Here is a 26839-nt window from a genome sequence, read left to right as displayed (position 1 = left end):
GCCGCCGCCGGTGTTGTTGCGGTTGTCAGACGCACTCGCGGCAGATCAGCTCGCCGTTACGCTCGACTGCCAGCTGGCTACGGTGGTGGACCAGGAAGCAGCGGGCGCACCGGAACTCGTCCTGCTGCATCGGAAGCACCTTGACCGTGAGCTCCTCGTCGGCCAGATCGGCACCGGGCAGCTCAAAGCTCTCGGCCACCTCGGCCTCGTCGACGTCCACCGCGCCCGACTGTGAGTCGACGCGCCGTGCCTTGAGCTCTTCCAGGCTGTCCTCGCCGAGGTCGACCTCGTCGCGACGCGGGGCGTCGTAGTCGGTGGCCATCGGTTTCACTCTCCCATATCGATGTTGTCGCTTCCGGTTGTAACGCCGGACGACGCTGTTTCGGTTCCGCTGGCCGGCCACCACTTGTGTCGGGCACCCGACCCGAGGACCGAACGGGTCGAGCTCGCCGGGGCGACTCCCCTGCGAGCGCGGAACCTTACCCCCCCTTGGGCGAGGCATGTATACCGCCCTTGCGGCTGAGATGTACGCCCCCGCACGCGAAGTTGTTCCCAATGTGATTCAGGCGACACGAAGATAGGGGTAGTAGTACCCGGTTCGCGGTCGGCGCGCCGGCATGTCGGGCTGTTTCCACGCGACGGCCGGACAACCGTTAACCTCAGCGGCGTATTCGACGGCCGGCGGCCTGAGCGATCGTTCCCGGCCGCCACCACCCACTGAGGTCCGGGGAGTGCCCTGATGAGTTTTGCGCGCGTGCGAGCACTCGTCGTCGTCGGCCTGCTGGCGATCATCGCCCTGGTCTTCGTCGTCGTGGCCGTGGTCCGCGACAGCCAGGGCAACGTGGGCACCGCGGCGGGCTGCCCCGAGGGCTGGCCGCTGGCGGATCTGACCCTGCGCGAGCGCAAAGACGTCAAGATCAACGTTTTCAACGCCACGGATCAGCCCGGTCTCGCCCACACCGTCGCCGACGAGTTCAGCAATCGACAGTTCCAGGTCAAGAAGACCGGGAACGAGAAGAAGGTCGACAGCGTCGCGGTGCTGCGGTACGGCCCGAAGGGCGTCGGTTCCGCGCACCTGCTCCAGGCGTACTTCCTCAACAACGCCGTGCCGGGCTACGACCCGAAACGCACCGACGACACCGTGGACGTGGTGCTGGGCAACCGCTTCCAGCAGCTCGCCACCACGACCGAGGTCAACCAGTCGCTCGGCGACTCGGGTCCGCCGGAGGCTCCCAAGGGCTCCTGCCCGTCCCCACCCGCCAAGTGACGGCGTAACCGGTCCGCCGCTGTCCAGGTCGGCGGCCGGCGTCGGCGGCCGGCACCGACCTGGCCCGCCGACCACAGCCGGCCGCTTCTAAGACCGGAGCCGGCCGCTCAAAGCCGGCGGAGCTGGTCCGCCGGTCAGGGACCGCCGGCGGCGTCCAGCGCGGCCAACCGGTCATGCAGCGGCGCGAAGAGCGCGGGCGGGGCCGCGACCACCAGATCCGGCCCTGGCGGCCGACCGGCCAGGCCGGCGACCCGAACCCCCGCCTCGGCGGCCACCAGCCCGCCAGCCGCCAGGTCCCAGGCCGCAAGGCCCTTCTCGAAGTACGCGTCGAGCCGCCCCTCGGCGACCAGGCAGAGGTCCAGCGCCGCGGCGCCGAGCCGGCGGATGTCCCGTACGTGTGCGATCAGCCCGGCCACCACCTGCGCCTGGTGCGCCCGACGGCCGGCGTCGTAGCCGAAGCCGGTGCCGACCAGCGCCTGCCCCAGATCGACCTCGCCGGAGCAACGCAGCCGGACACCGTCGCGCCAGGCCCCACCGCCGGCCGTGGCGGTCCATTCCTCGCCGGTGCTCACGTTGCGCACCACGCCGGCAACCACCACCCCGTCCACCTCGGCGGCCAGCGAGACCGCGGAGTGCGGCAGCCCGTACAGGTAGTTCACAGTGCCGTCGATCGGGTCGACGATCCAGCGCACACCGCTGCGCGTCGCGCCGGAAGCTCCCTCGCCGTACTCCTCGCCCAGCACCGAGTCGTCCGGGCGCCGCGCGGCCAACGCGTCGAGGATCTGCCGCTCCACCGCCCGGTCGGCGGCGGTGACCACGTCGGTGACGGTGCTCTTGGTGGCGGCGACGACGACCCCCTCGGCGCGCATCCGGTACGCGGTGTCCGCCGCGTCCCGAGCCACCTCCACCGCGATGGTCAGCAGCTCCGACGGTGTCGTGGCCGAGTTGGTCATGATTCGCCTCTTTCCGCACTCCGGGTGCATGTGGGTGGGTGAAACTACCGACCCGGCTTCCGAAGATCATCGTTCCCGACGCCGCACGACGGCACCAGACCAGGATCTTTGGCACCTGGGATCCGCTGGGAGGTGGGCGCACCCGCACCGCCCTCGCGGCTTGAGCAGCCGACCTCCACCAATATGCCCCTTTCGGTTGGTAATGTCGCTTAAGTGCTTACCGCCCCGTCCATGCTCGGCTCACAACCGTTGCCCAACCGCGACCTGGTGGGGACGCCACCGGCCGGACCAACAGCGACCTCGGTGAGCCACCCGCGCACCCTCGCAACCGCCTCGTTGACCTCGTACTGCCTGCTCAAACGGCAGTTCGGACACGATCTGCGCGCCACCGGGCCCGACGACAGAAGCCCTTCGCCGGCCGCGCGGCTATCATTACCGCGAAGCCCATATCTCCACCCCACCGACGGTCCCCACCGGCGGTACGCGGTGCGGAGCAGGATGATCGCCGCAGACGGCGTTACAATTCACCCCTGCCCACGCGGCACGGACCGCCGACCACCGGCCGGACCGTGACACGAGGGTCCCTCAACCACATCGCCCGGCACGGTAACCCTCGCTGCGCTGGACGAACCCGCCGTGCCCGCTCTTCGCCTCCGGAAGGTCATTCGTGACAGAACCCCGCCAGCCCGGCGCCGACGTTCGCTCGCTCACCGACACCCTGATCGCCCACGCGCAGAGCGCCGGTGGTCAGCTCACGTCGGCTCAGCTCGCGCGCACCGTCGAGTCCGCCGAGGTGACTCCGGCCCAGGCCAAGAAGATCCTGCGGGCGCTCTCCGAGGCGGGAGTGACCGTCGTGGTGGACGGCTCGGCGAGCACCCGTCGCCGCGTCGCCGCGGCCCGCTCGACCACGCCGGCGTCCCGGGCCACCACCGCCAAGACCACCAAGAAGGCCGCCGCGCCGGCCCCGAAGCAGGCGCCCGCCGGCGACGACGCCCCGGCGACGTCAGCCCCGCGCAAGGTGGCCGCTCGCAAGGCGACCGGCGCCGAGGCCGCCACCGCGACGCCGGCGAAGGCGACCCGGTCGACCCGAGCCACCAAGGCGACGGTGGCCGCGGCTGCCGGAGCCAAGCCGACCAAGGCTGGCGGCAAGGCCAAGGGCGAGGGCGCTGAGGGCGAGATCGACCCGGAGGAGCTGGCCGCCGCGATCGAGGACGTGGTGGTCGAGGAGCCGGCCGAGCTGGCCCAGGCCGCCGAGACCGACGCCGCCGCCTCGGCGACCGACAACGACTTCGAGTGGGACGACGAGGAGTCCGAGGCCCTCAAGCAGGCGCGACGCGACGCCGAGCTGACCGCCTCCGCCGACTCCGTCCGGGCGTACCTGAAGCAGATCGGCAAGGTTCCGCTGCTCAACGCCGAGCAGGAGGTGGAGCTGGCCAAGCGGATCGAGGCCGGGCTCTACGCCGCCGAGCGGCTGCGGGCTGCCGACGAGGGCGAGGAGAAGCTCGTCCGGGAGATGGTCCGTGACCTGGGCTGGATCTCCCGCGACGGCGAGCGGGCCAAGAACCACCTCCTGGAGGCGAACCTCCGACTGGTGGTGTCGCTGGCCAAGCGCTACACGGGCCGTGGCATGGCCTTCCTCGACCTGATCCAGGAGGGCAACCTCGGTCTGATCCGGGCCGTGGAGAAGTTCGACTACACCAAGGGCTACAAGTTCTCCACGTACGCCACCTGGTGGATCCGACAGGCCATCACCCGTGCCATGGCCGACCAGGCCCGCACCATCCGCATCCCCGTGCACATGGTCGAGGTCATCAACAAGCTCGGCCGCATACAGCGTGAGCTGCTCCAGGACCTGGGCCGCGAGCCCACTCCGGAGGAGCTGGCCAAGGAGATGGACATCACACCCGAGAAGGTGCTGGAGATCCAGCAGTACGCTCGGGAGCCCATCTCACTGGACCAGACCATCGGTGACGAGGGCGACAGCCAGCTCGGCGACTTCATCGAGGACTCCGAGGCCGTGGTCGCGGTCGACGCGGTCTCGTTCTCGCTCCTGCAGGACCAGCTCCAGCAGGTGCTGCAGACTCTCTCCGAGCGTGAGGCGGGTGTGGTACGCCTGCGCTTCGGCCTGACCGACGGCCAACCTCGGACGCTCGACGAGATCGGCCAGGTCTACGGGGTGACCCGGGAGCGGATCCGGCAGATCGAGTCCAAGACGATGTCCAAGCTGCGTCACCCGTCCCGGTCGCAGGTCCTCCGGGATTACCTGGACTGAGCGGGTTTCGTCAACCGAACGTGTCGTTTTGACCACCTGGTGTGCAACACCAGATGGTGATCGTCCGGATGCACGAATGTGATCGTTGACGTGGCACCCTGGGTGCACGGCACACTGTCCCTTCCAGGTGTGACCTCGGTCCCCCGCGGGCACACAGGGAAGGCAGTGCCTAGTAAGGGTGTTGCACGATAGGTGAGCAACGACCGAAGAGATTGTTCATCGGTGACGACCAGAGGAGGAAGGCGATGACCCCGACCCTCACGCCGCCGCCCGAGACGGTGGCGCCCCCAGCCGCCGATGAACGGTGCGACCGCTGCAATGCTGCCGGGAAGCTCCGGATCACTCTGGCGGGTGGGAGCGAGCTGGTGTTCTGCGGGCACCACGCGAACAAGTACGCGGAGGATCTCGTGAAGATCACCGAGCGGTTCGCAACGGAGCCCGATTTCAGCTGGCGTGGCGCCGATCTGATGGCGAACTAAATCCGCAAACCGACATAGCTGACCGGAGGCACCCCGAGGGTGCCTCCGGTCAGCTTTTTCTGTCCGAACGCCCCGCGCCCCGCGCCCGCGCCCCGCGCCCCGCGCCCCGCGCCCCGCGCCAAGATCCGAGCAACTTCCCGGATGTTGCTGCCTGCGTCACGCCGGAGACAGCAACATCCCTGATCCTGAGCGGATCTTGACGACGGAAACCGCCCCCGACAGGTCGGGAGCGAGGTCTGGGCGTCACCGACCCTCAAGGTCACGCTCGAACCAGGATGTGGTGGCCTCACCGACGCACCGACACCACTACAACCAGGATGGTGCGTGATCTTGAGTTCGGGACGCCCGCATAGGGGCAGCCATAACCGTTCCGGGCAGGCAAGCCGCAGTACCGCCAAGGCGCCCGTTGATCCACTCGGGTTCATGGAAGTCGCGCTTTCCACCTCGCTCGAACACCGCGTCTTCAAGGAAGCCGAGTGGATCACGCGACACGGCGTGGCCGGGCAGGTCTAGAGGGTCTGCACGGTGGCGATGCGTTCCTCAAGCTGCTCGATGGTGGCCTGGGCGCTCGGCGGCCCGCCGCACAGCCGACGCAGCTCGGCATGAATCTTGCCGTGCGGCTGACCGGTGCGGTGGTGTCGGGCGGCCACCAGAGCGTTCAGTTGGCGCCGGAGCGCCACGCGACGCTGGGCGGCGCTCATGGGTGCGGGTGGCGCTGCCGTGGGCGCAGCGGCCGGCTGAGCGGCCCCGTCGGCCGTACGGCGGCGTTGGGCGGCGAGCTGTGCGGCCTGCCGCTTGGTCAGCAGCAGCGAAACCTGGTCGGCGGTGAGCAGACCGGGCAGGCCGAGGTATTCCTCTTCCTCGGGGGTGCCGGCCTGGGCAGCGGTGCCGAAGGACGCGCCGTCGAAGATCACCTGGTCCAGCTCTGCGGTGGCCGAGAGCGCCGCGAACCGCTTCTCCAGCTCCCCGCTAGCCTGGTCGTCGCGCTGCGCGCGTTCCAACAGGTCGTCGTCGAAACCGTCGGCTTCCTTGGGTTTACCGAGTACGTGGTCGCGCTCGGTCTCCATCTCGCTGGCCAACCCGAGCAGGTGCGGCACGCTGGGCAGGAACACCGACGCGGTCTCCCCGGGCCGGCGGGCCCGCACGAACCGGCCGATCGCCTGGGCGAAGTAGAGCGGCGTGCTGGCGCTGGTGGCGTAGACCCCGACCGCCAGTCGCGGGATGTCGACCCCCTCGGACACCATCCGCACCGCGACCAGCCACCGCTGGTCGGACGCCGCGAACGTCGCGATCCGGGCAGACGCGCCCTGGTCGTCGGAGAGCACCACGGCGGCCTTCTCGCCGGTCACCTGCTCGATCAGCTTGGCGTACGAGCGGGCGGTCTGCTGGTCAGTGGCGATGATCAGGCCACCGGCGTCGGCCATGCCCGCGTTGCGCAGCACGGTGAGTCGGGCGTCGGCTGCCCGCAGCACCTGTGGCATCCAGTCGCCGGCCGGGTCCAGGGCGGTACGCCACGCCTGGGCGACCAGGTCCTGGGTCATCGGCTCGCCCAGCCGGGCCGCCAACTCCTCCCCCGCGTTGGTACGCCAGCGGGTCTCCCCGGAGTACGCCAGGAAGAGCACCGGCCGGACCACGCCGTCGCGCAGCGCGTCGGAGTAGCCGTACACCGAGTCGGCGCGAGAGCGCAGCAGCCCGTCTCCGCCCCGCTCGTAGCTGACGAACGGGATCGGGTTGTCGTCGGAGCGGAACGGTGTACCGGTGAGCATCAGCCGGCGTACGGCGGGTTCGAAGGCGTTCTTCACCCCGTCGCCCCAGGACCGGGAGTCGCCGGCGTGGTGGATCTCGTCGAGGATGACCAGGGTGCGTCGGGTCATGGTGCGTCGCCGGTGCACCTGCGGGGCCATCCCCACCTGCGCGTAGGTGACCACCGCGCCGTGGAAGTCGGCCGAGGAGTGCAGGTCGGCGTTGCGGAAGGCGGCGTCGAGTTGGATGCCCACCCGGGCCGCCGCGTCGGCCCACTGGTTCTTCAGGTGTTCGGTCGGGGCGACCACGGTGACCGCCTCCACGGTGCCGTCACCGAGCAACTCGGCCGCGATCCGCAGGGCGAAGGTGGTCTTGCCGGCGCCGGGCGTGGCGACCGCGGTGAAGTCCTCGCTACGGCGACGCAGGTACTCCACCAGCGCCTTGCGCTGCCAGGCGCGTAGCGCCGGGAACGTCTCGAGCACCGGCGTCCGGGCTGCCACGCGAAGCTCCTCTCCGACCGCACGATGGCGGACCCCGGGCGAGGGCCACGAGGATCCGCCGCCCATGAAAACGCCTCCGCGCAGAAGCTGCCGCGAAGGCCGACTCAGCATAACCAGCACGGGCCGTCGGGCCCAGGCGACGCCACGCTGGTCACAATCCCGCACCCATTCGAACAGCGGCCCGACGTCTCACCACTCCCGGTCGGTGCGTGGATCCGCCCCGTCGGCGCGCGGCGGGCGCAGCGTGGCCACCGGCGCCGACCAGCGTCGACGCAGCGCGATCAGGCGTAGCCCGAAGACCAGGACGGCGGCGGCGGTGAGCGGTGCGGGCCCGGTCTGCCCGGTGACGTACAGCAGCACCACCAGGACCGAACCGGCCAGTGCCGCCAGCGCGTAGATCTCCCGGCGCAGCACGACGGGGATCTCGGCGGTGAGCAGGTCGCGGCCCAGCCCGCCGCCGATCGCGGTGAGCATGCCGATCAGGCAGGCCCCGACGGCCGGCACCCGGGCGTCGAGCGCCTTGAGCGTGCCGGTGACGGTGAACAGCGCCAGACCGGCCGCGTCCAGCACCAGCACTGTGGTGCGCAGTCGGACCAGTTGCGGGTGCAGCCAGAAGACGGCGAGCGCGGTGATCGCGGCGGTGGCCGCGTACCGCCAGTCGGCGAAGGCCAGCGGCGGCACCTCGTCGATGACGAGGTCCCGGAAGATCCCACCGCCGAGGGCGGCCACGAAGCCGACGAAAGCGACACCGAACAGGTCCAGTCGCTTGGCCACCGCCGCCGAGGCCCCGGACGCGGCGAACACCGCCACCCCGGTCAGGTCGGCGAGGAGCAGGGCGGTGGAGGTGGTCACCGCCGCAGGCTACGTCGCCGGCCGGAGCACCGGCCGAGGTTCACTCACGGTACGAGTCGTAGATCTCCTTGCACTTGGGGCAGACCGGCGAACCCGGCTTGGCCGCCTTGGTGACCGGGAAGGTCTCGCCGCAGAGAGCGACGACGAAAGTGCCCATGACGGCGCTCTCGGCGATCTTCTCCTTGCGGACGTAGTGGAACATCTCGGGACCGGTATCGGCGTCCTTCAGCTCCGGACGCTCGAGAACCTCTGTGCTCACGTCTGCACCTCCAACCGACAAGTTTGGCAGGTCATCATGGCCGGGTCCACTTGAGGCCGGTCGGGGCCCCACCCCGTACGGTGCCCGTGTGACTGACTTTCGCATCAGCTACGGCACCGAGGTCGCCGAAGCCCTGCGCGACGGCCGGCCCGTCGTCGCGCTGGAGAGCACCATCGTCTCGCACGGTCTGCCCCGACCGGAGAACCTGCGGGTGGCCAGGGAGATCGAGCGAACGGTTCGGGACGGCGGGGCCGTTCCGGCGACGATCGGCATGATCGCCGGCGAGCTGGTGGTCGGCCTGGACGACGCGCAGCTGACCCGGCTGGCCACCGTCGACGGGGTGACGAAGCTCTCCGTCCGCGACCTCGCGGTGGCTGCCGCGACCGGCGCTGACGGCGCGACCACGGTGGCCGCGACCAGCGCGGTGGCCGCCGCCGCCGGCATCGGCGTGTTCGCCACCGGCGGGCTGGGTGGGGTGCACCGGGAGGCCGCGCACACCTTCGACGAGTCGGCGGACCTGGTCACCCTGGCGCAGACCCCGATCGCTGTGGTCTGCGCCGGGGTCAAGTCGATCCTCGACGTGGGCGCGACGCTGGAGCGCCTGGAGACCCTCGGGGTCGCTGTGGTCGGTTACCGCACCCGCCGGTTCCCCGGCTTCTACCTCACCGACGCCGGCTTCGACCTGGACTGGTCGGTGGACTCGCCGGAGCAGGTCGCCGCCGTGCTCGCCGCCCGCGACGAGCACGCCGTGCACACCGGCGGGCTGCTCATCGCCAACCCGCTGCCGGTCGACGAGCAGCTCGACCCGGAGCTGCACGACCGGACGCTCACCGAGGGCCTGGCCCTGCTGGAGCGGGACGGGATCACCGGAAAGGCTGTCACCCCGTACCTGCTCGCGCACTTCCACTCGGCCACCGAGGGCGCGAGCCTGGCGGTGAACGTTCGGATCATCCTGCGCAACGCCGACCTGGCCGCGCGGATCGCGGTCGCCTCGGTGGCCCGCGGCACCGCCGTCCCGGCATGACCCGACCGGCCCGGGTGGTCGTCGTCGGGGACGTGATCACCGATGTGGTCGCCGTGTTGTCCGGGCCGCTCGCGGCCGGCTCGGACACCGGAGCCGCGATCAGTCTCGGCGGCGGCGGTCAGGCGGCCAACACCGCCGCCTGGGTCGCCGCGCAGCGGGTGGACGTCACGCTCGTCGGTGCCGTCGGTGACGACGACGCCGGGCGGGACCGGGTGGCCGAGCTGGAACGGGCGGGCGTCGACTGCGCCATCGAGCGGGTCGAGGGCGCCCCGACCGGCACTGTCATCGTGTTGGCCGCCGACGACGAGCGCACCATGGTCAGCCAGCGGGGCGCGAACCTGCGGCTGAGCGCCGCGCACGTGGAGCAGGCCCTCGCGGCGGCGCCCGGCGCTGGGCATCTGCACCTGTCCGCGTACACCCTGTTGGACGCGGAGTCGCGCGGCGCGGGGCTGCGGGCGTTGGCCGCTGCCCGCGAGCGCGGGCTCACCATCAGCGTCGACGCGGCCTCGGCGGCGCCGTTGCGGCGGGTCGGCGCGGCGGCGTTCCTGAGTTGGGTACGCGACATCGACCTGCTCCTGGTCAACGCGGACGAGGCCACGGTGCTGGCCGGCGGGCTGGACCCGGCGGCGCAGGGGCGGGCGCTGTCGGCGACGGCCCGTCGGGTGGTGGTGAAGCGTGGCGCGGCCGGCGCGGTCTGGGTGGACCGCACCACCCCGGTCTGCGTGGCTCCGGCCAGCCGGGTGGCGGTGGTGGACGTCACGGGCGCGGGCGACGCCTTCGCGGCCGGTCTGCTCACCGCGTGGCTCGCCGGTGCCACGCCGGCCGCGGCACTGAGCCGCGCCACCGACCTGGGTGCGCTCGCCGTCTCCACCGCCGGGGCTCGGCCACAGGCGTAGCGGCCGGCACACGGCCACCGGGCACGGCGCGGTCGTGACCTATCGGACCCTGGCCCGTTCGCGGGTCAGGGTTCGACGTCGATGACCTTGTGTGGGCGCTCCTCGGCGGTGAGGCTCATCGGCGGGGTGTCGTCCGTGTGCCGGCGGTGGAACCGGTTGGCCAGCCGGTGCTCTTCCTTCGGCGGCCGGTCGTTGGCCAGCAGCACGGCCAGCCAGGGGATGAGCACCATGCCGAGGGCGCACAACGACAGCCAGAGCCAGAGCAGTGGGGCGTTCGCACCGACCAGGATCGCGCCGACAATGATGCAGGCCACCCGGATGCCCATCATCAGGACATAGCGGCGCTGACGGCTGTTGAGCTGATCACCCTGGCTGCGCGAGGCGTCGGTGATCAGAATCGGCTGGTACGCCTGACGCTTCACCATGGACCTCCTCGAGGGGGTTACGCCTCATCCTGTCACCGCGGGGCCGTGATCAGCGAACTTCGAGTCATCCCGCCGCGTGTTACGCCCGTGGTACGCTCCGCGATGTGGGCAGCAGGTTCAGCTTCACCGACGAGGCGTTGGCCAACCTGAGGGTCTACGACGTAACACCCGGGGAAGTCTGGGAGGCGCTGCACAGCGCCCGACGGGTCATCCGTCATCTGGGTGACGACGTGATGGTGGTCTACGCCGCCGCCCGTCGGGGCCGCCGGCTGGCGGTGCTGCTCGCCGAGGCCGATGGCACCGACAACGACTGGGACATTCTCTCCGCCCGCGAGTTGAGCGACGTCGAGTCCAAGCGCTATGACGAGGCCGTGCGGAGATCTCGGTAGATGAGGAGGCCGTGACGATGCACCGTAACGACGCGACCAAGCAGTTCCACGACGGTGGCGAGCGAATCGCCGAGCTGATCGACGAGAGCCCGGCGGCGGAGCTGCCGACCCCCGACAGCGACGTGCCGATGGTGAGCCGCTCGGTGCGGCTGCCACTGGACACCTACGAGCGGGTTCGCGCCGCCGCCGACGCCCGGGGCATCGGGGTCACCACGCTGATGCGCCAGTGGATCGAGGCCGGCCTGGCCGACCTGGACGACTCGGCGACCGTCTCGCTGGCCGACGTCCGGCGCGCCCTGGCCTCGCTGGCGCATCCCACCGCCGCCTGAGCGGACGGCTCAGCCGCCGCTCGCCTTCGCCTTGGCCGCCGCCTTCATCTGCTGCTTGAACTCCCGCACCCGACGCAGCGAATCGGCGTCGGTGACGTCGGCCACCGACCGGTACGCGCCCGGGTCGCCGTAGTCTCCGGCTGCCTTCCGCCAGTCCTGCGGGGTCACGCCGAACCGCTTGCCGAGCAGGGCCACGAAGATCTGCGCCTTCTGCTTGCCGAAGCCGGGCAGCGCGGCGACCCGGCGCAGCAGCTCCGGCCCATCGGCAACCTCCGCCCAGAGCAGCGCCGCGTCACCGTCGTAGCGCTCCACCAGCACCTGACAGACCTCCTGCACCCGGGCCGCCATGGCCTTCGGGAACCGGTGCAGCGCGGGCGGCTGGGCGAAGAGCGCGACCAGGGCCTCCGGGTCGTACCCGGCCAGCTCCGCCGCGTCCAGCTCATGGCCGAGCCGCTGCTGGAGCACGTACGGCGACGAGAACGCCTTCTCCATCGGCACCTGTTGATCGAGAACCATGCCGACCAGCAGGGCCAGCGGGCTGCGTTCCAGCAGCCGGTTGGCCTCCGGGTCGATGGGCAGGACAAGCGTCATGCGGACCATCCTGCCTGGCGTACCGAACCGGGCGGACACCGACGCTCCGACACCTTCCGGCGGGTGACGCTGACCCGGGACCCAACGGGAGGCAGGATGTCGGGGTGGACGAACACGACATGCTGCTCTCCCCCGCCGGCGTCGACGCGCTGCGCACCGCACTGACCCGGACCGGATTCACCAGTCACGGCATCGCCGAGCGGCTGGGCGCCCAGGCGACCGCGGCTGTCGCCCGCAACGACTACCGGGCCGCGCTGCTGGCCACCGGGGACGGCGACCCGCTCGGCACCCTGATCCGGCTGTTCATCTGCGCCCAGACCGAGTCGGAGGCGGCGGTGACCGCCGCGCTGGCGCCACTGAGCCTGGCCGAGGCCCTGGCCGGCGGGCTGGTCGAGCGGTACGGCGACGGCCTGCGTGCCGGCATCGACCTGGAGCCGTACGGCGAGGACTGGTGGGTGCTCGCCGACGTGCCGGCCAGTGCCCGCCCGGGTCGCCCGTTGCACGCCGAGCACGTCCTCGGCGTCGGCGGGGCGACCCACACCCTGATCGGCGCGACAATGCGCCGGCCGGTCGACACCGCACTGGACCTGGGCACCGGCTCCGGCATCCAGGCCCTGCACCTGGGCACCCACGCCAGGTCGGTGACCGCCACCGACCTCTCCGAGCGGGCACTGCGCTTCGCCGCGACCACCGCCGCCCTCAACGGTCAGGACTGGGAGCTGCTCCGCGGCGACCTGGTCGCCCCGGTGGCCGGTCGGCGGTTCGACCTGGTGGTGAGCAACCCACCGTTCGTGGTCGGCCCGGGCACGACCACGCACGTGTACCGCGACTCCGGCCGGGTCGGTGACGCGATCGGCGCCGAACTGGCCGCCGCCGCCCCGGGCCTGCTCACCGAGGGCGGCACCATGCAGTACCTGGCGAACTGGGTGCACGTCGCCGGCGAGGAGTGGGACGAGCGGGTGGCCGGCTGGTTCGCCGGGACCGACCTGGACGCCTGGGTGATCCAGCGCGAGGTGGCCGACCCGATGGCGTACGTCGACCTGTGGCTCACCGACGTCGGCGAGACCGCCGACCCGCAGCGGATGGCCGCCTGGCTGGACTGGTTCGACGCGCACAAGGTGGAGGGCATCGGCTTCGGCATCGTGTCACTGCGTCGGAGCGGGCACGCCGACCCGGTGGTCCGGGTGGAGGATCTGCGCCAGCGGGTGCAGCCACCGCTGGGCGACCAGGTCGCCGCCTGGTTCGACCGCCAGGACTTTCTCCGGGTACGCGACACCGAGGCGTTGCTCGCCGAGCGCTACCGGGCCGCCGAGGGCCTCCAGCTGCGACAGGAGGCCACCATGGGCGACGAGGGCTGGGGGGTTAACCGGCAGGTCCTCGCGATGCCGCACGGCCTGCGCTGGACCGAGGAGATCGACCCGCTGGTGCTGGCGCTGGTCGGCGGCGCCGACGGCCGGCTGCCGCTGCGTGACCAGCTCGCCCTGCTCGCCGCCGCGCACGACGTCGAGCCCGACGAGATGGCCGAGGCCGCCGGCCCGATCGTGGCGCACCTGGTGGAGCGCGGCTTCATCGAGCCGGTGAGCGCCTGATGCGAGCGGTGGTGCAGACCGTCGGGCGGGCCAGCGTGACGGTGGACGGCGAGGTGGTCGGCGCCATCGAGAACGGCCTGCTGGTGCTGCTCGGCGTGACCCACTCCGACACCGCGGAGACCGCTCAGACGATGGCCCGCAAGGTGCACGAGGTACGCATCCTCGACGGTGAGCGGTCCGCCGCCGACACCGGCGCGCCGATCCTGGTGGTCAGCCAGTTCACCCTCTACGGCGATGTCCGCAAGGGCCGCCGACCGAGCTGGACCGCCGCCGCCCCCGCCGAGGTCGCCGAGCCACTGGTGACAGCGGTGGTCGACGCCCTACGCGAACGGGGAGCGAAGGTGGAGACCGGTCGCTTCCGCACCCACATGCTGGTGGAGAGCACCAACATCGGCCCCCAAACCCTCCTCCTGGACCTCTAACCAGCAGCGCTGATCAAGAGGTTTGCGTCAGGATCCGGGCTCAAGATGACGCAAACCTCTTGATCACCGGGGTGGGGTGGGGGTAGTGGGGGTTAGGAGAAGAGGCCTCGGCGGGACAGGGACTGGCGGAGCCAGTTGTCGAGTTCGGCGGTCCAGTCGGTGCGGTCGGCGGTGGCGTGATCGACAGTGAACCGGCCGAAGGCGTCCCGGCCCTCGGTGAAGACACCACCGCGCTTGTCGACCTCCAGCACCACCTGCATCTGCTGCGCGTCGGCGATGAAGGTGACCTCCAACTGGTTGATCGAGCGGGCGTACTGCGGTGCCGGGCTGAACTCGATCTCCTGGTAGAACGGCAACGTCTGGCGTACGCCGTAGATGTGACCACGTTCCACATCGGCGCGCGCGAACCGGAAGCCCAGCCGCAGCAGCGCGTCCAGCAGTCGCTCCTGCGCCGGTAGCGGGTGCACCGACACGGCGTCCAGGTCACCCTTGTCGACCGCGCGGGCTACTTCCAGCTCGGTACGCAGGCCCATCGTCATTCCGTGCAGGTGCTGCCCGTACAGCTCGGTGACCGGTGTCTCCCACGGCACGTCGAAGCGGAACGGAAGGTCGTAGCGCTGCCCCGGCTCCAGCCGGAACGCGCCGGTGACCTGCTGGCGGTGGAACTCCTGAGTGGTGTCGTAGTCGTTGTCGCCGCTCTCCACCTCGACCCGGGTGACCAGGCCGAGGGCGACGTGGTCGATGTCGACCTGGTGGTCGCCGCCCAGCACCTGGATCCGGCCCTCCAGCTGGCCGCCAGGGCGGCAGTTCGCGTTGGCCAGCACCGTCTCCACCGACGGACCACCGACGCCCATCGCCTTCATGAGCCGCTTGAAGACCACACCGTCCTCCAACTGTCGTTTCCGGCCGACCAGAGATGGCCGGCCGTCCGCAACGTAGCCGGGGCGGGCAACCACACACTCCGGTGACACACCGCACCAGCGATCCGACGCGATTCCTGTCGGGTGCCCGATCGCCTCACTCCCGTTTTACGCCCCGCCCGCCAAGCTGTTGTTCACACCGGCGCCACTGGGCCGGGAACACGGCACGACGTGGAAACGGGGAGAGACAGAGATGGTCCTTCAGATGACGGAACACCGGACGCGCCCGGCTACCACTACCGACACTGACGGAGCCCCCGAGGCCCTCGTCGAGCTGGACGCCACCGACGAGCGCGGCATCTCCACCGACCTGGTCCGGGCCTACCTCAACGGAATCGGCCGGACGAAGCTGCTGACCGCCGCGCAGGAGGTCGACCTGGCCCGGCGCATCGAGGCCGGCCTGTTCGCCGACGAGAAGCTGGCCACCTGCACCCCGGTCTCCGCGGAGCTGCGAGCCGACCTGGAGCTGATCGTCGCGGAGGGTCGGGCGGCCAAGGACCACCTGTTGGAGGCGAACCTGCGGCTGGTGGTCAGCATCGCCAAGCGCTACACCGGCCGTGGCATGGCGTTTCTCGACCTGATTCAGGAGGGCAACCTCGGTCTGATCCGGGCGGTGGAGAAATTCGACTACGCCAAGGGCTACAAGTTCTCCACGTACGCCACCTGGTGGATCCGACAGGCCATCACCCGCGCCATGGCCGACCAGGCCCGCACCATCCGCATCCCCGTGCACATGGTCGAGCAGGTCAACCGGATGGTTCGGGCCCGCCGCGAACTGGCGGTGACGCTGGGCCGCGAGCCGACGGTCGCCGAGGTGGCCCGCGCACTGGAGATCCCCGAGATCCAGGTCATCGAGCTGATCTCCTACGACCGGGAACCGGTCAGCCTGGACCAGGCCGTCGGCGACGACGGTGAGAGCGCGCTCGGCGACTTCGTGGCCTCGGTGGACCCGCGCACCGAGCCGGGCGACGCCGCCGCCCAGGGCGAGCTGCGCAACGAGGTCAGCATCGTGCTCTCCACCCTGTCCCAGCGGGAACAGGCGGTCATCCGCCTCCGGTTCGGCCTGGACGACGGCCGCCAGCGCACCCTGGACGAGGTCGGCCGGGAGTTCGGCCTGTCCCGGGAGCGGATCCGGCAGATCGAGAAGGTGACGCTGCTGAAGCTGCGCGCCCCGGAGCGGGCCCAGCGCCTGGAGGCGTACGCCTGCTGACGCACCGGTTCCCACGGAAGGCCCCGGCGGTTCGCCGGGGCCTTCCGTGCTGTCGAAGTGCTTGACCGGCGACCCCATCCACGATAAAAACCATGTGGTTATAAAACCAGGAGGTTATACGTGGTGGGCACCGAACTGCTGGACGCGACCTTCGCGGCGCTGGCCGACCCGACCCGGCGGGCCATCCTCGCCCGGCTCGCGGCCGGGGAGGCGACAGTGACAGAGCTGGCAGCACCCTTCGCGATGAGCCAGCCGGCCATCTCCAAGCACCTCAAGGTGCTGGAACGCGCTGGCCTCGTCAGCCGGGGGCGGGACGCCCAGCGCCGACCCTGCCGCCTGGAGGCCCGACCGCTGCGGGAGGCGACAGCCTGGCTCGCCGACTACCGCGACTACTGGGCGGAAAGCTACCAACGCCTCGACGCACTGCTCGACGAACTCCAGTCCGTCGACCGCACCGGCACCGAGCGTCGACCCGCCAGACCGAACGGAACGGGCGGTTGACCAACCTCGATGATCCGCTCGTCGTCCACACCCCGGGTGATCGGGAGATCGTGTTGAGTCGGCTGTTCGAGGCACCGGCACAGCTGGTGTTCGCCGCCTTCACCCGACCCGAACTGCTGACCCGGTGGTACGGCGCGCGTGGCTGGAGGCTGACGGAGTGCGACGTCGACCTGCGGATCGGTGGACGGTGGCGGTTCGTGTCGCAGGGCCCGGAGGGTGCGCAGATGGTCCAGGCTGGGGTCTACCGGCAGATCGAGCCACCGCACCGGCTGGCCTGCACCGAGCTGTTCGACGACCAGTCCTATCCGGGCGAGACGCTGGTCAGCCACGAGTTCACCGAACTGGCCGGTCGGACGACGGTCACCACCACGCTGCTCTACGCCACCGCGAAGGGGCGGGACACAGTGCTGCGCTACCCGATGACCCGAGGGGTCGGGCAGAGCTACACGCGGCTCGCCGACCTGCTGCGATCCACAACGACGATACGAGGAGAGCAACCATGAACTGGACACTCGAAGTGGTGATCGTGCCGGTCTCCGATGTGGAGCGGGCGAAGAAGTTCTACGCCGACCAGCTCGGCTTCACGGTGGACCACGACACCGTCATCAATGACGACGCGCGCATCGTCCAGCTGACGCCGCCCGGCTCGGGCTGCTCGATCGTGATCGGTAAGGGCGTCGTCCCGCAGATGGCGCCCGGCTCACTCAAGGGCCTGCAACTGGTGGTGCCCGACCTGAAGCGGGCCCACGAGGAGCTGGTCGGGCGGGGTGTGGAGGTCAGCGAGATCCAGGTGGTGGGTCAGAACCCCCGGCCGGTGCCGGATCCGCTGGACAACGTCGGCTTCGTCTTCTTCGCCGACCCGGACGGCAACACCTGGGGCGTCCAGCAGATCTCCAGCCGCGCCTGACCGGCACCCTCACAGGCGGCGGGGGCCGGTGTCCGGGCGGGCGACCACGCCACCCACCCCTACCTGCGCGTGCAGGATCGAGATGCCATCCGGGCGGGCGAGCACCGGGTTGAGGGTCAGCGAGCGCACCCGGGGCTGTTCGTCGGCGAGCTGACCCACCCGCAGCAGCAGATCGGCCAGGGCCGCACGGTCGACCGGCGCGGCCCCCCGGTGCCCGCGCAGCAGCGGCGCCGCCCGAGGCTCGTCGACCAGCTCGGCCGCGTCCCGGTCGGTCAGCGGCACCGCCCGCCAGGCCCGATCGCCGAGCAGCTCGGTGGCGACCCCACCCAGGCCGAAGCCGACCACCGGCCCGAACGCGGGGTCTTCCACCACCTCCACCACGCAGGCCACGCCGGGCGGGACCATCGGCTGGACCAGCGCGTCCGCGCCGAAGGTCGCCGCCAGGTCGGCGTACGCCCGGCGGAGGGTCGGCTCGTCGGGCAGGTCCAGCCGGACCGCGCCGAGGTCGAGCCGGTGCCGCAGCCCGGGGGCGGCCGCCTTGAGCGCAACGGGGAAGCCCAGCCGCGCCGCCGCGTCGACAGCAGCGTCGACCGAGTCGACGGACACCGAGGCCACCACGTCGATGCCGTACGCGGCCAGCAGCGCACCCGGGTCGGTGGCGTCGGCCCGGAGCGCGGCCTGCGCGGCAGCCCGATCGAGGTCGGGCAGCTCCGGTGCCACCCCGGGCGGGCGGCGAAGCCACTCGGCGTAGCGGTGCGCGCGGGCGAGAGCGCGGACCGCCTCCTCCACGCCGCCGTACGCCGGCACCCCCGGGCGCAGCCGCCCGACCAGGAACGTCGCCACTGTCGGCTTGCCCAGCGCGAGGGCGGCCGGCAGGGCGGCGGTCACGTCGGCGTCCACCTCGGTGAGCTGGCCGGGTAGTGGCGGGGCGAAGACCACCACCAGGGCGTCCACCCGTTCGTCGGCGGCCGTCTCGGCGAGCGCGGCGGCGAACTCGGCGGCACCGGCGCTCGGCCCGACGTCGCGGGGGTAACCGTCGGCCACGCTCAGGCCGTGCCCGGCGCAGGCGGTCGCGGCGAGCCCGGTGAGGGCCGAGGAGTTGCCGACCACACCGACCCGGCCGCCGGCCGGCAACGGCTGGTTGGCCAGCAGCACACCCACGTCGAGCAGCTCCGGCACGGTGTCCACCCGAATCACCCCGGACTGGGCGAAGAGCGCCGCCACCGCCACCTCGTCCGGCCCGGCGGCGTCACCGACCCCGGGCGGGCGGGCCGGCGAGGCGAGCGCGACGACCGGTTTGGCGCGGCCGATCCGCCGGGCCAACCGGGCGAACTTGCGCGGGTTCCCGAAGGTCTCCAGGTAGAGCATGATCACGTCGGTGCCGGGGTCGTCCTGCCAGTACTGCAGGAGGTCGTTTCCCGAGACGTCGGCCCGGTTGCCGGCCGAGACGAAGCTGGACAGCCCGAGGCCCCGCCGGTCCGCCTCGGCGAGCAGCGCCACCCCGAACGCACCCGACTGACTGAAGATGCCGACCCGGCCGGCCGGCGGCAAGGCCGGGGCGAGGGTGGCGTTGAGGCGTACCGTCGGGTTGGTGTTGGCCACGCCCAGGCAGTTCGGGCCGACGACCCGCATGCCGGCGGCGTGCGCCGCGCGGACCAGTGCCCGCTGGGTGGCCGCGCCCTCGGCGCCGGCCTCGGCGAAGCCGGCCGAGATGACCACCAGGCCGTGCACCCCGGCGGCGGCGGCGTCGGCGACCACCGCTGTCGCCGCCTCGGGTGGGACCGCCACCACCGCCAGGTCCACCGGAGTCCCGGCCTCAACCGCCGAGGGGTACGCGGGCAGCCCCGCCACTGTCGACGCGCTCGGATGCACCGGCACCACCGCACCGGTGAACCCGCCGTCGCGCAGGTGCCCGAGCACCGCCGCGCCGACGCCCTGGCCGGTGGCGCTGGCGCCGTAGACGACGATGCCGCGTGGGGCGAGCAGCCGGGCAATTGAGCGGGCCTCGGTGCGATGCTCCCGGCCGCGCTGCACCTCCAGGCTGGCCTCGGTGGGCGCGATGGGAAAGCTCAGGTGGACCACGCCGTCGGCGTACTCGCGCTGGACCTGGTAGCCGAAGTCGGCGAAGACCCGCAGCATCGTCCCGTTGGCCGGCAGCACCTCCGCGACGAAGCTCATGATGTCGTTGCGGCGGGCCGCGTCGGCCAGGTGCTCCATCAACACCGAGCCGATGCCACGCCCCTGGTAGGCGTCCTCCACCACGAAGGCCACCTCCGCCTCGGGTGCCTGCGGGCCGAGCCGCTCGTACCGGCCGACCGCGACGATCTGGTCGGCGGCCAGCACCACGAACGCCTCCCGGTCGTGGTGGTCCACTGTGACGAAACGGATCAGATCCCGCTCCGGGATGCGCGGGTACGGCGAGAAGTACCGCAGGTAGCGGGTGCGCTCGGAGAAACGGCTGTGCATCGCCACGATGCCCGGCGCGTCGGCCGGGTCGATCGGTCGCAACTGAACGGTGCTGCCATCGCTGAGCAGCACGTCGACCGGCTGGTTCACGGTCGTCACCGGAACGCCCTCCCCCGGCCCGGCTCAGTCCCGTGGATCGTGCGGGTCGAGCCCGAGCAGCGGGAAGACCGTCTTGCGGGTGGCCGCGATCGCCCGGTCCACCGCGTTCGGCTCACCGGTCGGCTGCCACGGCTCGTACGACGGGTCGGCGTCGTCGGTCATCCGCAGCGGCACCTCCCGGCCCAGATTTCGGGAGGCGACCAGGTCCCGCCACGCGGGTGGGGTGAGCGTGGCCGGATCGATCGGATCACCGGTGGCCACGGCCAGCAGGTGACTCCAGGCCCGGGGCACCACCTCGACGAGCGCGTACCCGCCGCCGCCGGTGGCCACCCACCGGCCGTCGCACAGCTCGTCGGCGAGCGCCCGCATCGCCAGGTAGGTGGCCCGCTGCCCGTCCACCGTCAGGTTCAGGTCGGCGAGCGGATCCAACCGGTGCCCGTCGGCGCCGCACTGGCTGACCAGCACCTGCGGCCGGAACGCGCGCAGCACCGACGGCACTATCGCGTGGAACGCGCGCTGCCAGCCGCTGTCGTCGACACCGGGCGGCAACGGCATGTTGACAGCGGTGCCCTGCGCACCCGGCCCACCCGTCTCGTCCGGGAAACCCGTGCCCGGGAAGAGCGCCAGCGGGGTCTCGTGCACGCTGACCGTCAGCACACGCGGGTCGTTCCAGAAGATGTCCTGCACTCCGTCGCCGTGATGCACGTCGACGTCCACGTACGCGACCCGCTCGGCGCCCAGGTCGAGCAGGCGGGCGATGGCCACCGCGGGGTCGTTGTAGACGCAGAAGCCGGAGGCTCGGGCGGACATCGCGTGGTGCAGCCCACCGGCCACGTTCACCGCCCGCCGGGCGTCGCCGCGCCAGACCGCCTCGGCGGCGGCCACCGTCGCGCCGGCGATGAGCGCGCTGGACTCGTGCATACCCTCGAAGACCGGGTTGTCGGAGGTGCCCAGCCCGTACCCGGCGAAGAGCGGGTCGCGCGGCGCGTTACGCACCGCGGCGAGGTAGGCCGGCGCGTGCACCCTGGTGAGCAGGGCATCGTCGGCGGGCTCCGGCTTGACCATGCGCACCCCGGGCCGACTCAGGATGCCCAGCTCGCGGGCGAGCGCGATGGTCAGCTCCACCCGGACCGGGTCGAGTGGATGGTCACCCATGTCGTAGGCGAGCAGCGACTCGTCCCACACCACAACCGTGTCGTCGGACATGAGCCCATCGTCGCACGAGGATCGGCGCCGGCCCACCGCACGCGCTGGTCAGCGGCCGGGTGTCGACCCGGAGGCGACCGGTCGGGCCGGGTCCGCCACCCAGTTGCTCCACGATCCAACGTAGAGCGCGGCGTCCGTGCGGCCGGCCAGGTGCAGCGCGAGCACCGCCTGGGCGGCGGTCACCCCCGAGCCGCAGTACGCCCCGACGGCCCGCCCCTCGGTCACCCCGGCGGCGGCGAACCGCTCGCTCAGCAGGTCGGCGGCCAGGAAACGGCCGTCCGGCCCGATGTACTCCCCGGCGGGCAGGTTCGCCGCTCCCGGCACGTGCCCGGCCACCGGGTCGATCGGCTCGACCTCGCCCCGGTAGCGGGGCGCCGCCCGTACGTCGAGCAGCACGGCGTCGTCCGCGGCGGCCAGCGCGGCGGCCTGCCCGGCGTCGAGCACCGGGAGGTCACCGGGGCGCACCACGACGTCACCGGGGGTCGGGGCGGGCGCGTCGGTGGAGACGGACCGGCCGGCGGCGACCCAGGCGGGGTAGCCGCCGTGCAGCAGGCGCACCGGCCGGTGACCCGCCCAGCGCAGCGTCCACCAGGCCCGCGCGGCGGCCATGCCGTCGCCGCCGTCGTACACCACCAAGGGGTGACCGGCGCGGACGCCGGCGGCCCGTAGCGCGGCCTGCAACGCGGCCGGGTCGGGCAACGGGTGCCGACCGCCGGTGCCCGGCACCCCGCAGAGCGCGGTGTCCAGGTCGACGAAGACCGCCCCGGGCAGGTGGCCGGCGACGTAGTCGTCGCGCCCGGGCGGGCCGATGAGCCGCCAACGGACGTCGAGCAGGGTGGGCGGATCGGCCTGGTCGAGCTCGGCGACGAGCCGGTCGACCTCGACCAACGGCTCCTGGGTACCGGACATGGCGACCATCCAACACCATCCGCGTAGACAGCACGCGGTTCGGCGAAGGTCACCAGCCGTTCCCCGAGGTAACATCGTGCACCGGAGGGCCGCTGATCTCATGAAGTCTCACGACCTGGTCGACACGACCGAAATGTACCTGCGCACCATCCTCGAGTTGGAAGAAGAGGGGGTGCCACCGCTGCGTGCCCGGATCGCCGAGAGGCTGCAGCAGAGTGGCCCCACAGTGAGCCAGACCGTCGCCCGGATGGAGCGCGACGGCCTGCTCACCGTCGAGGGAGACCGGCACCTGACGCTCACCGCCCTGGGTCGCGGCAGCGCCGTGTCCGTGATGCGCAAGCACCGCCTCGCCGAGCTGCTGCTGGTCAACGTCATCGGCATGCCCTACGAGGAGGCCCACGAAGAGGCCTGCCGTTGGGAGCACGTGATGAGCGACGCGGTGGAGAAGCGGGTCTACGACCTGCTCAACCGGCCGACCCGTTCCCCGTACGGCAACCCGATCCCCGGGCTTCAGGAGCTGGGTTCGCCGGCGGCGGAGACCACCGAGGCCGCCGAGGGCGAGCGCAACCTGGCCTTCCCCGGCCTCTCCGGGTCGGTCGTGGTGCGCCGGATCTGCGAGAGCGTGCAGAAGGACGCCGACGTGCTGCGCCAACTGCACGCCGCTGGTGTCGACCCGGGTGCCACGGTGACCGTGGCCCAGGAGCGCGACGGGGTGTCGATCGACCGCTCCGGTGACCGGGTGCGGCTGCCCCGCGAGGTCGCCTCCCGGGTCTTCGTCGCCGCCAACTGATCAATCGGGCACCCGGGCGTCACAACGCCCGGGTGTCCACCTTTTTCGCCAACGCCGTCAGGTCACCGGTCAGCTTCTCCACCGCCGAGCGCTCACTGCCACGGGCCGTGGTCCAGCTCACCGTGGCCAGCCGTCCGTCGCCGGCCAGCCAGCCCACCTCGGCGACCGGCCCGTGCCCGCTCGCCGCGGCGGTGGTCCGCTTGTACGCCTGCTGACCCAGCCCGGTGACCTTCGCCGCCTTGTCCGGCACCACGTCCGCGCCGAAGCTGGCCTTGTCGATAGTGGTCTCGGTCACGCTGAGTGTCAGCTCCGGCAGGGTGGCACCCGCGGCCCGGACCACACAGGTGTGGGTGTCGCCCTGTTCGCTGGCCGCCGCCACGTCGAAGCGGACCTTCACCACCTGCTCGATCACCGCGAAGTCCAGCAGACGGCAGGCACCGCCCGAGGAGGCCGCCGCCACGTCCACCGCGATCGGCACCGGCGGTGGCACCGCCGCCGGTTCCGCCTCGTCGGCACAGCCACTCACCAGCAGCCCGGCAAGCCCGGCGATCACGATCCGCCCGCGCACACTCCACCCTCTCGCCGACCGACGGCGGAAGGCGCCCGCCACATGTCCGTCGGACACCGTACGGGGTGTCGCTGTCGCGCGGAAGTCCTCGTCTACGCCTGTTCCGAGGGTGGATCGTCCACGTACGGACAGTGCCGGCAGCCGCGCCCGCAGCACGTGCCGCGGCGGGCCAGGAACCCGGCGCTGAGCACGAACAGCCCGCTCGCCGGGTCGAGGTAACCGGCCTCACCGGCGGCCAACGCGGCGGTGTGCGCGGCGAGGATCCGGGTTCGGTCGGGGTGTTCGGACGGCAGCCGGGACGGGTGCGGCTCGGTGAGCGGCCGGTCGGCCAGGGGTCGTCGCTCTCCGGTCACCCACAGCAGTCTAGGGACGGTTCGTGGTCGGCCTCCCGCCGCCTGGGATCCGGCGACATGCCCCGGCGTCGTCGCGGCGAGCGGTCGTTTCGTCGTACGGTCCGACGACGATCGGGTTTGACACCCGTCGACGCATACGGAGGGGAAACGATGCGAAAGATCGTTGTGCAGATGAGTCTGTCGTTGGACGGGTTCTTCGAGGGTCCGGGCGGCGACATCGGCTGGCACCAGGTCGACGAGGAATTGCACCAGCACTTCAACGATGTGATCGCCCCGATGGGCGGGTTCCTCAGCGGCCGGGTCAGCCACGAGCTGATGGCCGCCTACTGGCCGACCGCCGATCAGGACCCGACCGCCAGCGGCCCGGAGCGCGAGTTCGCCCGGATCTGGCGGGACATGCCGAAGATCGTCTACTCGCGCACCCTCGACCACGCCGACTGGAACGCCACTGTCGTGCACGAGGTCGACGTCGAGCAGGTCCGCAAGCTCACCGCCGAACCGGGCGGCGACCTGGCGCTCGGTGGGGCCGACCTGGCCGCGACGTTCGCCCGGCACGACCTGATCGACGAGTACCGGATCTACATCCACCCGGTGTTGCTCGGTCGGGGCCGCCGACTCTTCCCCGACGCCGAGACCCCGGCCGGTCTGCGGCTGGTGGAGAGCCGGGTCTTCGGCAACGGCGTGGTCCTGCTCCGCCACGAGCGGGTCCGCTGACCGATGATCACCACCTTCACCGCGATCGACGGGACCGCCCTCGCGTACCGGACGGTCGGAGTCGGAGACCCGCTGGTCTGCCTGCCGGGCGGGCCGATGCGCGACTCCGCGTACCTCGGTGACCTCGGCGGTCTGGGCGCGCACCGGACGCTGGTCATCCTCGATCCGCGAGGCACCGGTCGTTCGGCGGCACCGGCGGACGTCTCGACGTACCGCTGCGACCGCATGGTCGACGATGTGGAGGCGCTGCGCGGGCATCTGGGCCTCGACCGGCTGGATCTGCTCGGGCACTCTGCCGGCGCCAACCTGGCTCTGCAGTACCTGACCCGGCACCCCGATCGGGTGGGCCGACTCGCGCTGGTCAACCCGAGCATCCGAGCGGTCGGGCTGGAGGTGACCGCCGCGCAGCGCCAGGAGGTCACCGAGGCCCGGGCCGGCGAGCCGTGGTTTCCGGTGGCAGCGGCGGCGTTGGAGTCCATCCTCTCGGGTCGGGCCGGGCCAGACTCCAAGCAGGAGATCGCGCCGTTCTTGTACGGCCGGTGGGACACGGCCGCTCAGGTCCACCAGGCCGCGGAGTCCGGTCAGCGCAACGAGGAGCTGGCAGTGATCTTCAGCTCCGAAGGCGCCTTCGATCCGCCGGCCACCCGTGCGGCGCTCGCCGCACATCGAGGCCCGGTGCTGCTGCTCGCCGGCGCGGTCGACCTGGCCGCACCGCCGGGCCTGGTGACCCGGTTCGCCGAGCTGATCCCCCGCGCCGAGCTGGTAGTTCAGCCGGGCGGCGGGCACTACCCATGGCTGGACGACGCCGAGGCGTTCACCGCGACGGTCGCGGCGTTCCTCGCCGGTCCGGATGGTGCTTGAGTCTCCACCGGGGGGAGACGCGAGGGTGGGGGCATGAGCGGGCAGACGTTTCACACGATCGGCGACCTGGCCCGACGGACCGGCCTGAGCGTCAAGACCATCCGGTACTACGCCGACAGCGGGGTCGTACCGCCGACGGACCGGAGCCCGGCCGGATACCGGCGGTACGGCCCGGCGGCCGTGGCCCGGTTGGAGCTGGTTCGGACGCTGCGTGACCTGGGCCTGGACCTGGCCACCATCCGGCGGGTGGTCGATCACGAGGTACCCCTGCCCGAGGTCGCCGCCGCGCACGCCGAGGCGTTGGCCGTGCAGATCCGGGTGCTGCGGCTGCGCCAGGCGGTGCTCACCGCCGCGGCGAGGCGTGGGTCGGGCCCGGCCGAGGTGGACGAGCTGCACCGGCTGGCCCGGCTCACCACCCGGGAACGGGGGCAGTTGGTGGCCGACTTCCTGGACAGCGTCTTCGCCGGCCTCGGCGACCGGCCCGCATACCCGGGTGTGATCGTCTCGATGACACCTGAGCTTCCCGACGACCCCAGCACCGAGCAGGTCGAGGCGTGGCTGGAGCTGGCCGAGCTGTGCCGGGAGCCGGAGTTCCGGGCCCGGATGCGGCGGCTGGCGCGACAGCACGCCGCCGACCACGACGTCCCGGGGCTGCCCCGCCCGGACGCCGTCGCGGTGGTCCGGGACGCGGTGGCCCCCGCCCTCGCCGCTGGTCTCGACCCGGGCAGCCCGGACGCCGATCCGGTGGTCGCAGCCGTCACCAGCCGATACGCGAGCCTGCACGGTCACTCCGACGAGGGCGACCTGCGTCGGCGGTTGCTCGAACGGCTGGTGGCGGCCAACGACCCCCGCCGGGACCGCTACCTCGACCTGTTGGCGGTGCTCAACGGCTGGTCCGCCGGCGACGCGACGGTGCCAGCGGTGGACTGGTTCATCCGGGCCCTGCGCCACCGGATGCCCGAGCCGGCTCGTTGAGCTGACCGCGTCGAAAGAGCGGCTTGGTGACGTCAGCCGAACCAGGTCAGCGCCTGGCCGTGGCCTCTGGCCCAGGCCAGCGGCTTTCCGTCGAGGGCGAGGACGTTGTGCAGCACGTCGCTCGGTGGGTCGGGCAGCCCGTCGTACCGGAGCACCTCCGGCCCCTCGTTCGCCACCCAGTGCCCCGGCAACTCGCGGACCAACCGGACGAACGCGTCGCGGCGCGGGGGCGGCACCTGATAGAGCACTGACGTGTGGAAGACCACCAGCGTCGCGTCGGCCGGCGCCCGCGCGGCCAGCGCCGGCAGGTCGTCCACCAGGTCGCCGCGGACCAGCAGCGGCGGGTCGGCCGCGGCGACCGCCGCCGCGG

The 26839-nt window shown here is 71.8% G+C and carries 31 protein-coding genes; 17 read left to right on the top strand and 14 right to left on the bottom strand.

Annotation, left to right across the window (positions count from 1 at the left end; translation table 11 throughout):
• Positions 1 to 25: 25 nt before the first annotated feature.
• A complete protein-coding gene (locus GUI43_RS18060; RefSeq protein WP_007075406.1) occupies positions 26 to 322 on the bottom strand; it encodes a DUF4193 domain-containing protein in 297 nt (98 codons plus the stop codon).
• A 432-nt stretch (positions 323 to 754) separates the two neighbouring features.
• On the opposite strand from GUI43_RS18060, the gene GUI43_RS18055 reads away from it, so the two are divergent.
• Positions 755 to 1267 (top strand): LytR C-terminal domain-containing protein, encoded by a 513-nt coding sequence (locus GUI43_RS18055; protein ID WP_181518699.1) that lies wholly within the window; start codon positions 755 to 757, stop codon positions 1265 to 1267.
• Positions 1268 to 1401: 134 nt separating this feature from the next.
• Here GUI43_RS18055 and GUI43_RS18050 read toward each other — a convergent pair whose 3' ends face one another.
• Positions 1402 to 2220 carry an inositol monophosphatase family protein gene (locus GUI43_RS18050; RefSeq protein WP_112586744.1) on the bottom strand — a complete coding sequence of 273 codons (819 nt, stop codon included), beginning with the start codon at positions 2218 to 2220 and terminating at the stop codon, positions 1402 to 1404.
• A gap of 667 nt (positions 2221 to 2887) precedes the next feature.
• Here GUI43_RS18050 and GUI43_RS18045 point away from each other — a divergent pair.
• On the top strand, positions 2888 to 4492 hold the full coding sequence (locus tag GUI43_RS18045; protein WP_112699328.1) for an RNA polymerase sigma factor: 1605 nt from the start codon (positions 2888 to 2890) through the stop codon (positions 4490 to 4492).
• Between the two features lie 245 nt (positions 4493 to 4737).
• A complete protein-coding gene (locus GUI43_RS18040) occupies positions 4738 to 4971 on the top strand; it encodes a DUF7455 domain-containing protein (RefSeq protein ID WP_030337431.1) in 234 nt (77 codons plus the stop codon).
• Between the two features lie 509 nt (positions 4972 to 5480).
• Here the strand turns inward: GUI43_RS18040 and GUI43_RS18035 are convergent.
• The 3 genes from GUI43_RS18035 to GUI43_RS18025 form a co-directional block, all read right to left on the bottom strand.
• Positions 5481 to 7214 (bottom strand): DEAD/DEAH box helicase, encoded by a 1734-nt coding sequence (locus tag GUI43_RS18035; RefSeq protein ID WP_112586740.1) that lies wholly within the window; start codon positions 7212 to 7214, stop codon positions 5481 to 5483.
• Between the two features lie 189 nt (positions 7215 to 7403).
• Positions 7404 to 8066, bottom strand: coding sequence for a trimeric intracellular cation channel family protein (locus GUI43_RS18030; protein ID WP_091400592.1), 663 nt, complete (start codon positions 8064 to 8066; stop codon positions 7404 to 7406).
• A gap of 40 nt (positions 8067 to 8106) precedes the next feature.
• Positions 8107 to 8325: a DUF3039 domain-containing protein gene (locus GUI43_RS18025; RefSeq protein WP_007456912.1), complete on the bottom strand. Its 219-nt coding sequence runs from the start codon at positions 8323 to 8325 to the stop codon at positions 8107 to 8109.
• A gap of 88 nt (positions 8326 to 8413) precedes the next feature.
• Here GUI43_RS18025 and GUI43_RS18020 point away from each other — a divergent pair, with 88 nt between their 5' ends.
• Both GUI43_RS18020 and GUI43_RS18015 read left to right on the top strand, forming a co-directional pair.
• The gene (locus tag GUI43_RS18020; protein WP_112699327.1) at positions 8414 to 9349 is read left to right on the top strand and encodes a pseudouridine-5'-phosphate glycosidase; all 936 of its coding nucleotides are present in this window, start codon (positions 8414 to 8416) and stop codon (positions 9347 to 9349) included.
• Positions 9346 to 10245, top strand: coding sequence for a carbohydrate kinase family protein (locus GUI43_RS18015; protein ID WP_112586736.1), 900 nt, complete (start codon positions 9346 to 9348; stop codon positions 10243 to 10245). Before GUI43_RS18020 ends, GUI43_RS18015 begins: the two co-directional genes overlap by 4 nt.
• A 65-nt stretch (positions 10246 to 10310) precedes the next feature.
• Here GUI43_RS18015 and GUI43_RS18010 read toward each other — a convergent pair whose 3' ends face one another.
• Positions 10311 to 10670 carry a DUF3099 domain-containing protein gene (locus tag GUI43_RS18010; RefSeq protein ID WP_211326719.1) on the bottom strand — a complete coding sequence of 120 codons (360 nt, stop codon included), beginning with the start codon at positions 10668 to 10670 and terminating at the stop codon, positions 10311 to 10313.
• 104 nt (positions 10671 to 10774) lie between these two features.
• Here GUI43_RS18010 and GUI43_RS18005 point away from each other — a divergent pair, with 104 nt between their 5' ends.
• Both GUI43_RS18005 and GUI43_RS18000 read left to right on the top strand, forming a co-directional pair.
• Complete coding sequence (locus GUI43_RS18005) at positions 10775 to 11059, top strand: hypothetical protein (protein WP_030489374.1); 285 nt, start codon at positions 10775 to 10777, stop codon at positions 11057 to 11059.
• Between the two features lie 17 nt (positions 11060 to 11076).
• Entirely contained in the window at positions 11077 to 11388 is a 312-nt protein-coding gene (locus GUI43_RS18000) for a YlcI/YnfO family protein (RefSeq protein ID WP_091400586.1), read from the top strand.
• 9 nt (positions 11389 to 11397) lie between these two features.
• On the opposite strand, the gene GUI43_RS17995 is transcribed toward GUI43_RS18000, so the two are convergent.
• Positions 11398 to 11988, bottom strand: a complete 591-nt coding sequence (locus tag GUI43_RS17995; protein ID WP_112699326.1) for an HhH-GPD-type base excision DNA repair protein — start codon at positions 11986 to 11988, stop codon at positions 11398 to 11400.
• 95 nt (positions 11989 to 12083) lie between these two features.
• On the opposite strand from GUI43_RS17995, the gene GUI43_RS17990 reads away from it, so the two are divergent.
• Both GUI43_RS17990 and dtd read left to right on the top strand, forming a co-directional pair.
• Positions 12084 to 13568 (top strand): DUF7782 domain-containing protein, encoded by a 1485-nt coding sequence (locus tag GUI43_RS17990; RefSeq protein ID WP_181549341.1) that lies wholly within the window; start codon positions 12084 to 12086, stop codon positions 13566 to 13568.
• Complete coding sequence (dtd, locus tag GUI43_RS17985) at positions 13568 to 13990, top strand: D-aminoacyl-tRNA deacylase (RefSeq protein ID WP_112586732.1); 423 nt, start codon at positions 13568 to 13570, stop codon at positions 13988 to 13990. The genes GUI43_RS17990 and dtd overlap by 1 nt, the downstream gene beginning before the upstream one ends.
• A 92-nt stretch (positions 13991 to 14082) precedes the next feature.
• On the opposite strand, the gene GUI43_RS17980 is transcribed toward dtd, so the two are convergent.
• Positions 14083 to 14871 (bottom strand): sporulation protein, encoded by a 789-nt coding sequence (locus tag GUI43_RS17980; RefSeq protein ID WP_112604546.1) that lies wholly within the window; start codon positions 14869 to 14871, stop codon positions 14083 to 14085.
• 232 nt (positions 14872 to 15103) lie between these two features.
• Here GUI43_RS17980 and sigB point away from each other — a divergent pair, with 232 nt between their 5' ends.
• The 4 genes from sigB to GUI43_RS17960 all read left to right on the top strand — a co-directional run bounded on the left by sigB (position 15104) and on the right by GUI43_RS17960 (position 17528).
• Entirely contained in the window at positions 15104 to 16120 is a 1017-nt protein-coding gene (gene sigB, locus GUI43_RS17975; protein WP_112699325.1) for an RNA polymerase sigma factor SigB, read from the top strand.
• Positions 16121 to 16243: 123 nt separating this feature from the next.
• Positions 16244 to 16621: an ArsR/SmtB family transcription factor gene (locus GUI43_RS17970; protein ID WP_112586796.1), complete on the top strand. Its 378-nt coding sequence runs from the start codon at positions 16244 to 16246 to the stop codon at positions 16619 to 16621.
• Positions 16618 to 17124: an SRPBCC family protein gene (locus GUI43_RS17965; RefSeq protein WP_112699324.1), complete on the top strand. Its 507-nt coding sequence runs from the start codon at positions 16618 to 16620 to the stop codon at positions 17122 to 17124. The genes GUI43_RS17970 and GUI43_RS17965 overlap by 4 nt, the downstream gene beginning before the upstream one ends.
• Positions 17121 to 17528, top strand: coding sequence for a VOC family protein (locus GUI43_RS17960; protein ID WP_112699323.1), 408 nt, complete (start codon positions 17121 to 17123; stop codon positions 17526 to 17528). The genes GUI43_RS17965 and GUI43_RS17960 overlap by 4 nt, the downstream gene beginning before the upstream one ends.
• A 9-nt stretch (positions 17529 to 17537) precedes the next feature.
• Here the strand turns inward: GUI43_RS17960 and GUI43_RS17955 are convergent, their stop codons facing one another.
• From GUI43_RS17955 to GUI43_RS17945, 3 genes are read right to left on the bottom strand one after another with little or no spacing between them, the layout of a single operon-like run.
• Positions 17538 to 20093 (bottom strand): bifunctional acetate--CoA ligase family protein/GNAT family N-acetyltransferase, encoded by a 2556-nt coding sequence (locus GUI43_RS17955; RefSeq protein ID WP_112699322.1) that lies wholly within the window; start codon positions 20091 to 20093, stop codon positions 17538 to 17540.
• Positions 20094 to 20117: 24 nt separating this feature from the next.
• Positions 20118 to 21299: an acetoin utilization protein AcuC gene (locus GUI43_RS17950; RefSeq protein WP_112586724.1), complete on the bottom strand. Its 1182-nt coding sequence runs from the start codon at positions 21297 to 21299 to the stop codon at positions 20118 to 20120.
• A 48-nt stretch (positions 21300 to 21347) separates the two neighbouring features.
• The gene (locus GUI43_RS17945; RefSeq protein WP_112586794.1) at positions 21348 to 22208 is read right to left on the bottom strand and encodes a sulfurtransferase; all 861 of its coding nucleotides are present in this window, start codon (positions 22206 to 22208) and stop codon (positions 21348 to 21350) included.
• A gap of 100 nt (positions 22209 to 22308) precedes the next feature.
• On the opposite strand from GUI43_RS17945, the gene GUI43_RS17940 reads away from it, so the two are divergent.
• On the top strand, positions 22309 to 22998 hold the full coding sequence (locus GUI43_RS17940) for an iron-dependent transcriptional repressor DtxR (protein ID WP_091400569.1): 690 nt from the start codon (positions 22309 to 22311) through the stop codon (positions 22996 to 22998).
• Positions 22999 to 23017: 19 nt separating this feature from the next.
• Here the strand turns inward: GUI43_RS17940 and GUI43_RS17935 are convergent, their stop codons facing one another.
• Positions 23018 to 23566 carry a hypothetical protein gene (locus GUI43_RS17935; protein ID WP_091400566.1) on the bottom strand — a complete coding sequence of 183 codons (549 nt, stop codon included), beginning with the start codon at positions 23564 to 23566 and terminating at the stop codon, positions 23018 to 23020.
• A 92-nt stretch (positions 23567 to 23658) separates the two neighbouring features.
• The gene (locus GUI43_RS17930; RefSeq protein WP_112699321.1) at positions 23659 to 23919 is read right to left on the bottom strand and encodes a DUF5522 domain-containing protein; all 261 of its coding nucleotides are present in this window, start codon (positions 23917 to 23919) and stop codon (positions 23659 to 23661) included.
• 150 nt (positions 23920 to 24069) lie between these two features.
• Here GUI43_RS17930 and GUI43_RS17925 point away from each other — a divergent pair, with 150 nt between their 5' ends.
• Genes GUI43_RS17925 through GUI43_RS17915 form a run of 3 tightly spaced genes read left to right on the top strand, consistent with a single transcriptional unit; the run spans position 24070 to position 26469 of the window.
• Entirely contained in the window at positions 24070 to 24633 is a 564-nt protein-coding gene (locus GUI43_RS17925; protein WP_112604469.1) for a dihydrofolate reductase family protein, read from the top strand.
• Positions 24634 to 24636: 3 nt separating this feature from the next.
• On the top strand, positions 24637 to 25494 hold the full coding sequence (locus tag GUI43_RS17920; protein ID WP_112699320.1) for an alpha/beta fold hydrolase: 858 nt from the start codon (positions 24637 to 24639) through the stop codon (positions 25492 to 25494).
• A 33-nt stretch (positions 25495 to 25527) separates the two neighbouring features.
• Positions 25528 to 26469: a MerR family transcriptional regulator gene (locus GUI43_RS17915; RefSeq protein WP_112699319.1), complete on the top strand. Its 942-nt coding sequence runs from the start codon at positions 25528 to 25530 to the stop codon at positions 26467 to 26469.
• A 32-nt stretch (positions 26470 to 26501) separates the two neighbouring features.
• Here GUI43_RS17915 and GUI43_RS17910 read toward each other — a convergent pair.
• On the bottom strand, positions 26502 to 26839 hold a 338-nt coding region (locus GUI43_RS17910), incomplete at its 5' end, for a DUF2332 family protein (RefSeq protein ID WP_146765922.1).

Source organism: Micromonospora noduli, from assembly GCF_003264365.1.
GTDB classification, from domain to species: domain Bacteria; phylum Actinomycetota; class Actinomycetes; order Mycobacteriales; family Micromonosporaceae; genus Micromonospora; species Micromonospora noduli.
Note: the sequence above shows the minus strand (reverse complement) of the source record. Positions and strands in the feature narration are given on the sequence as shown.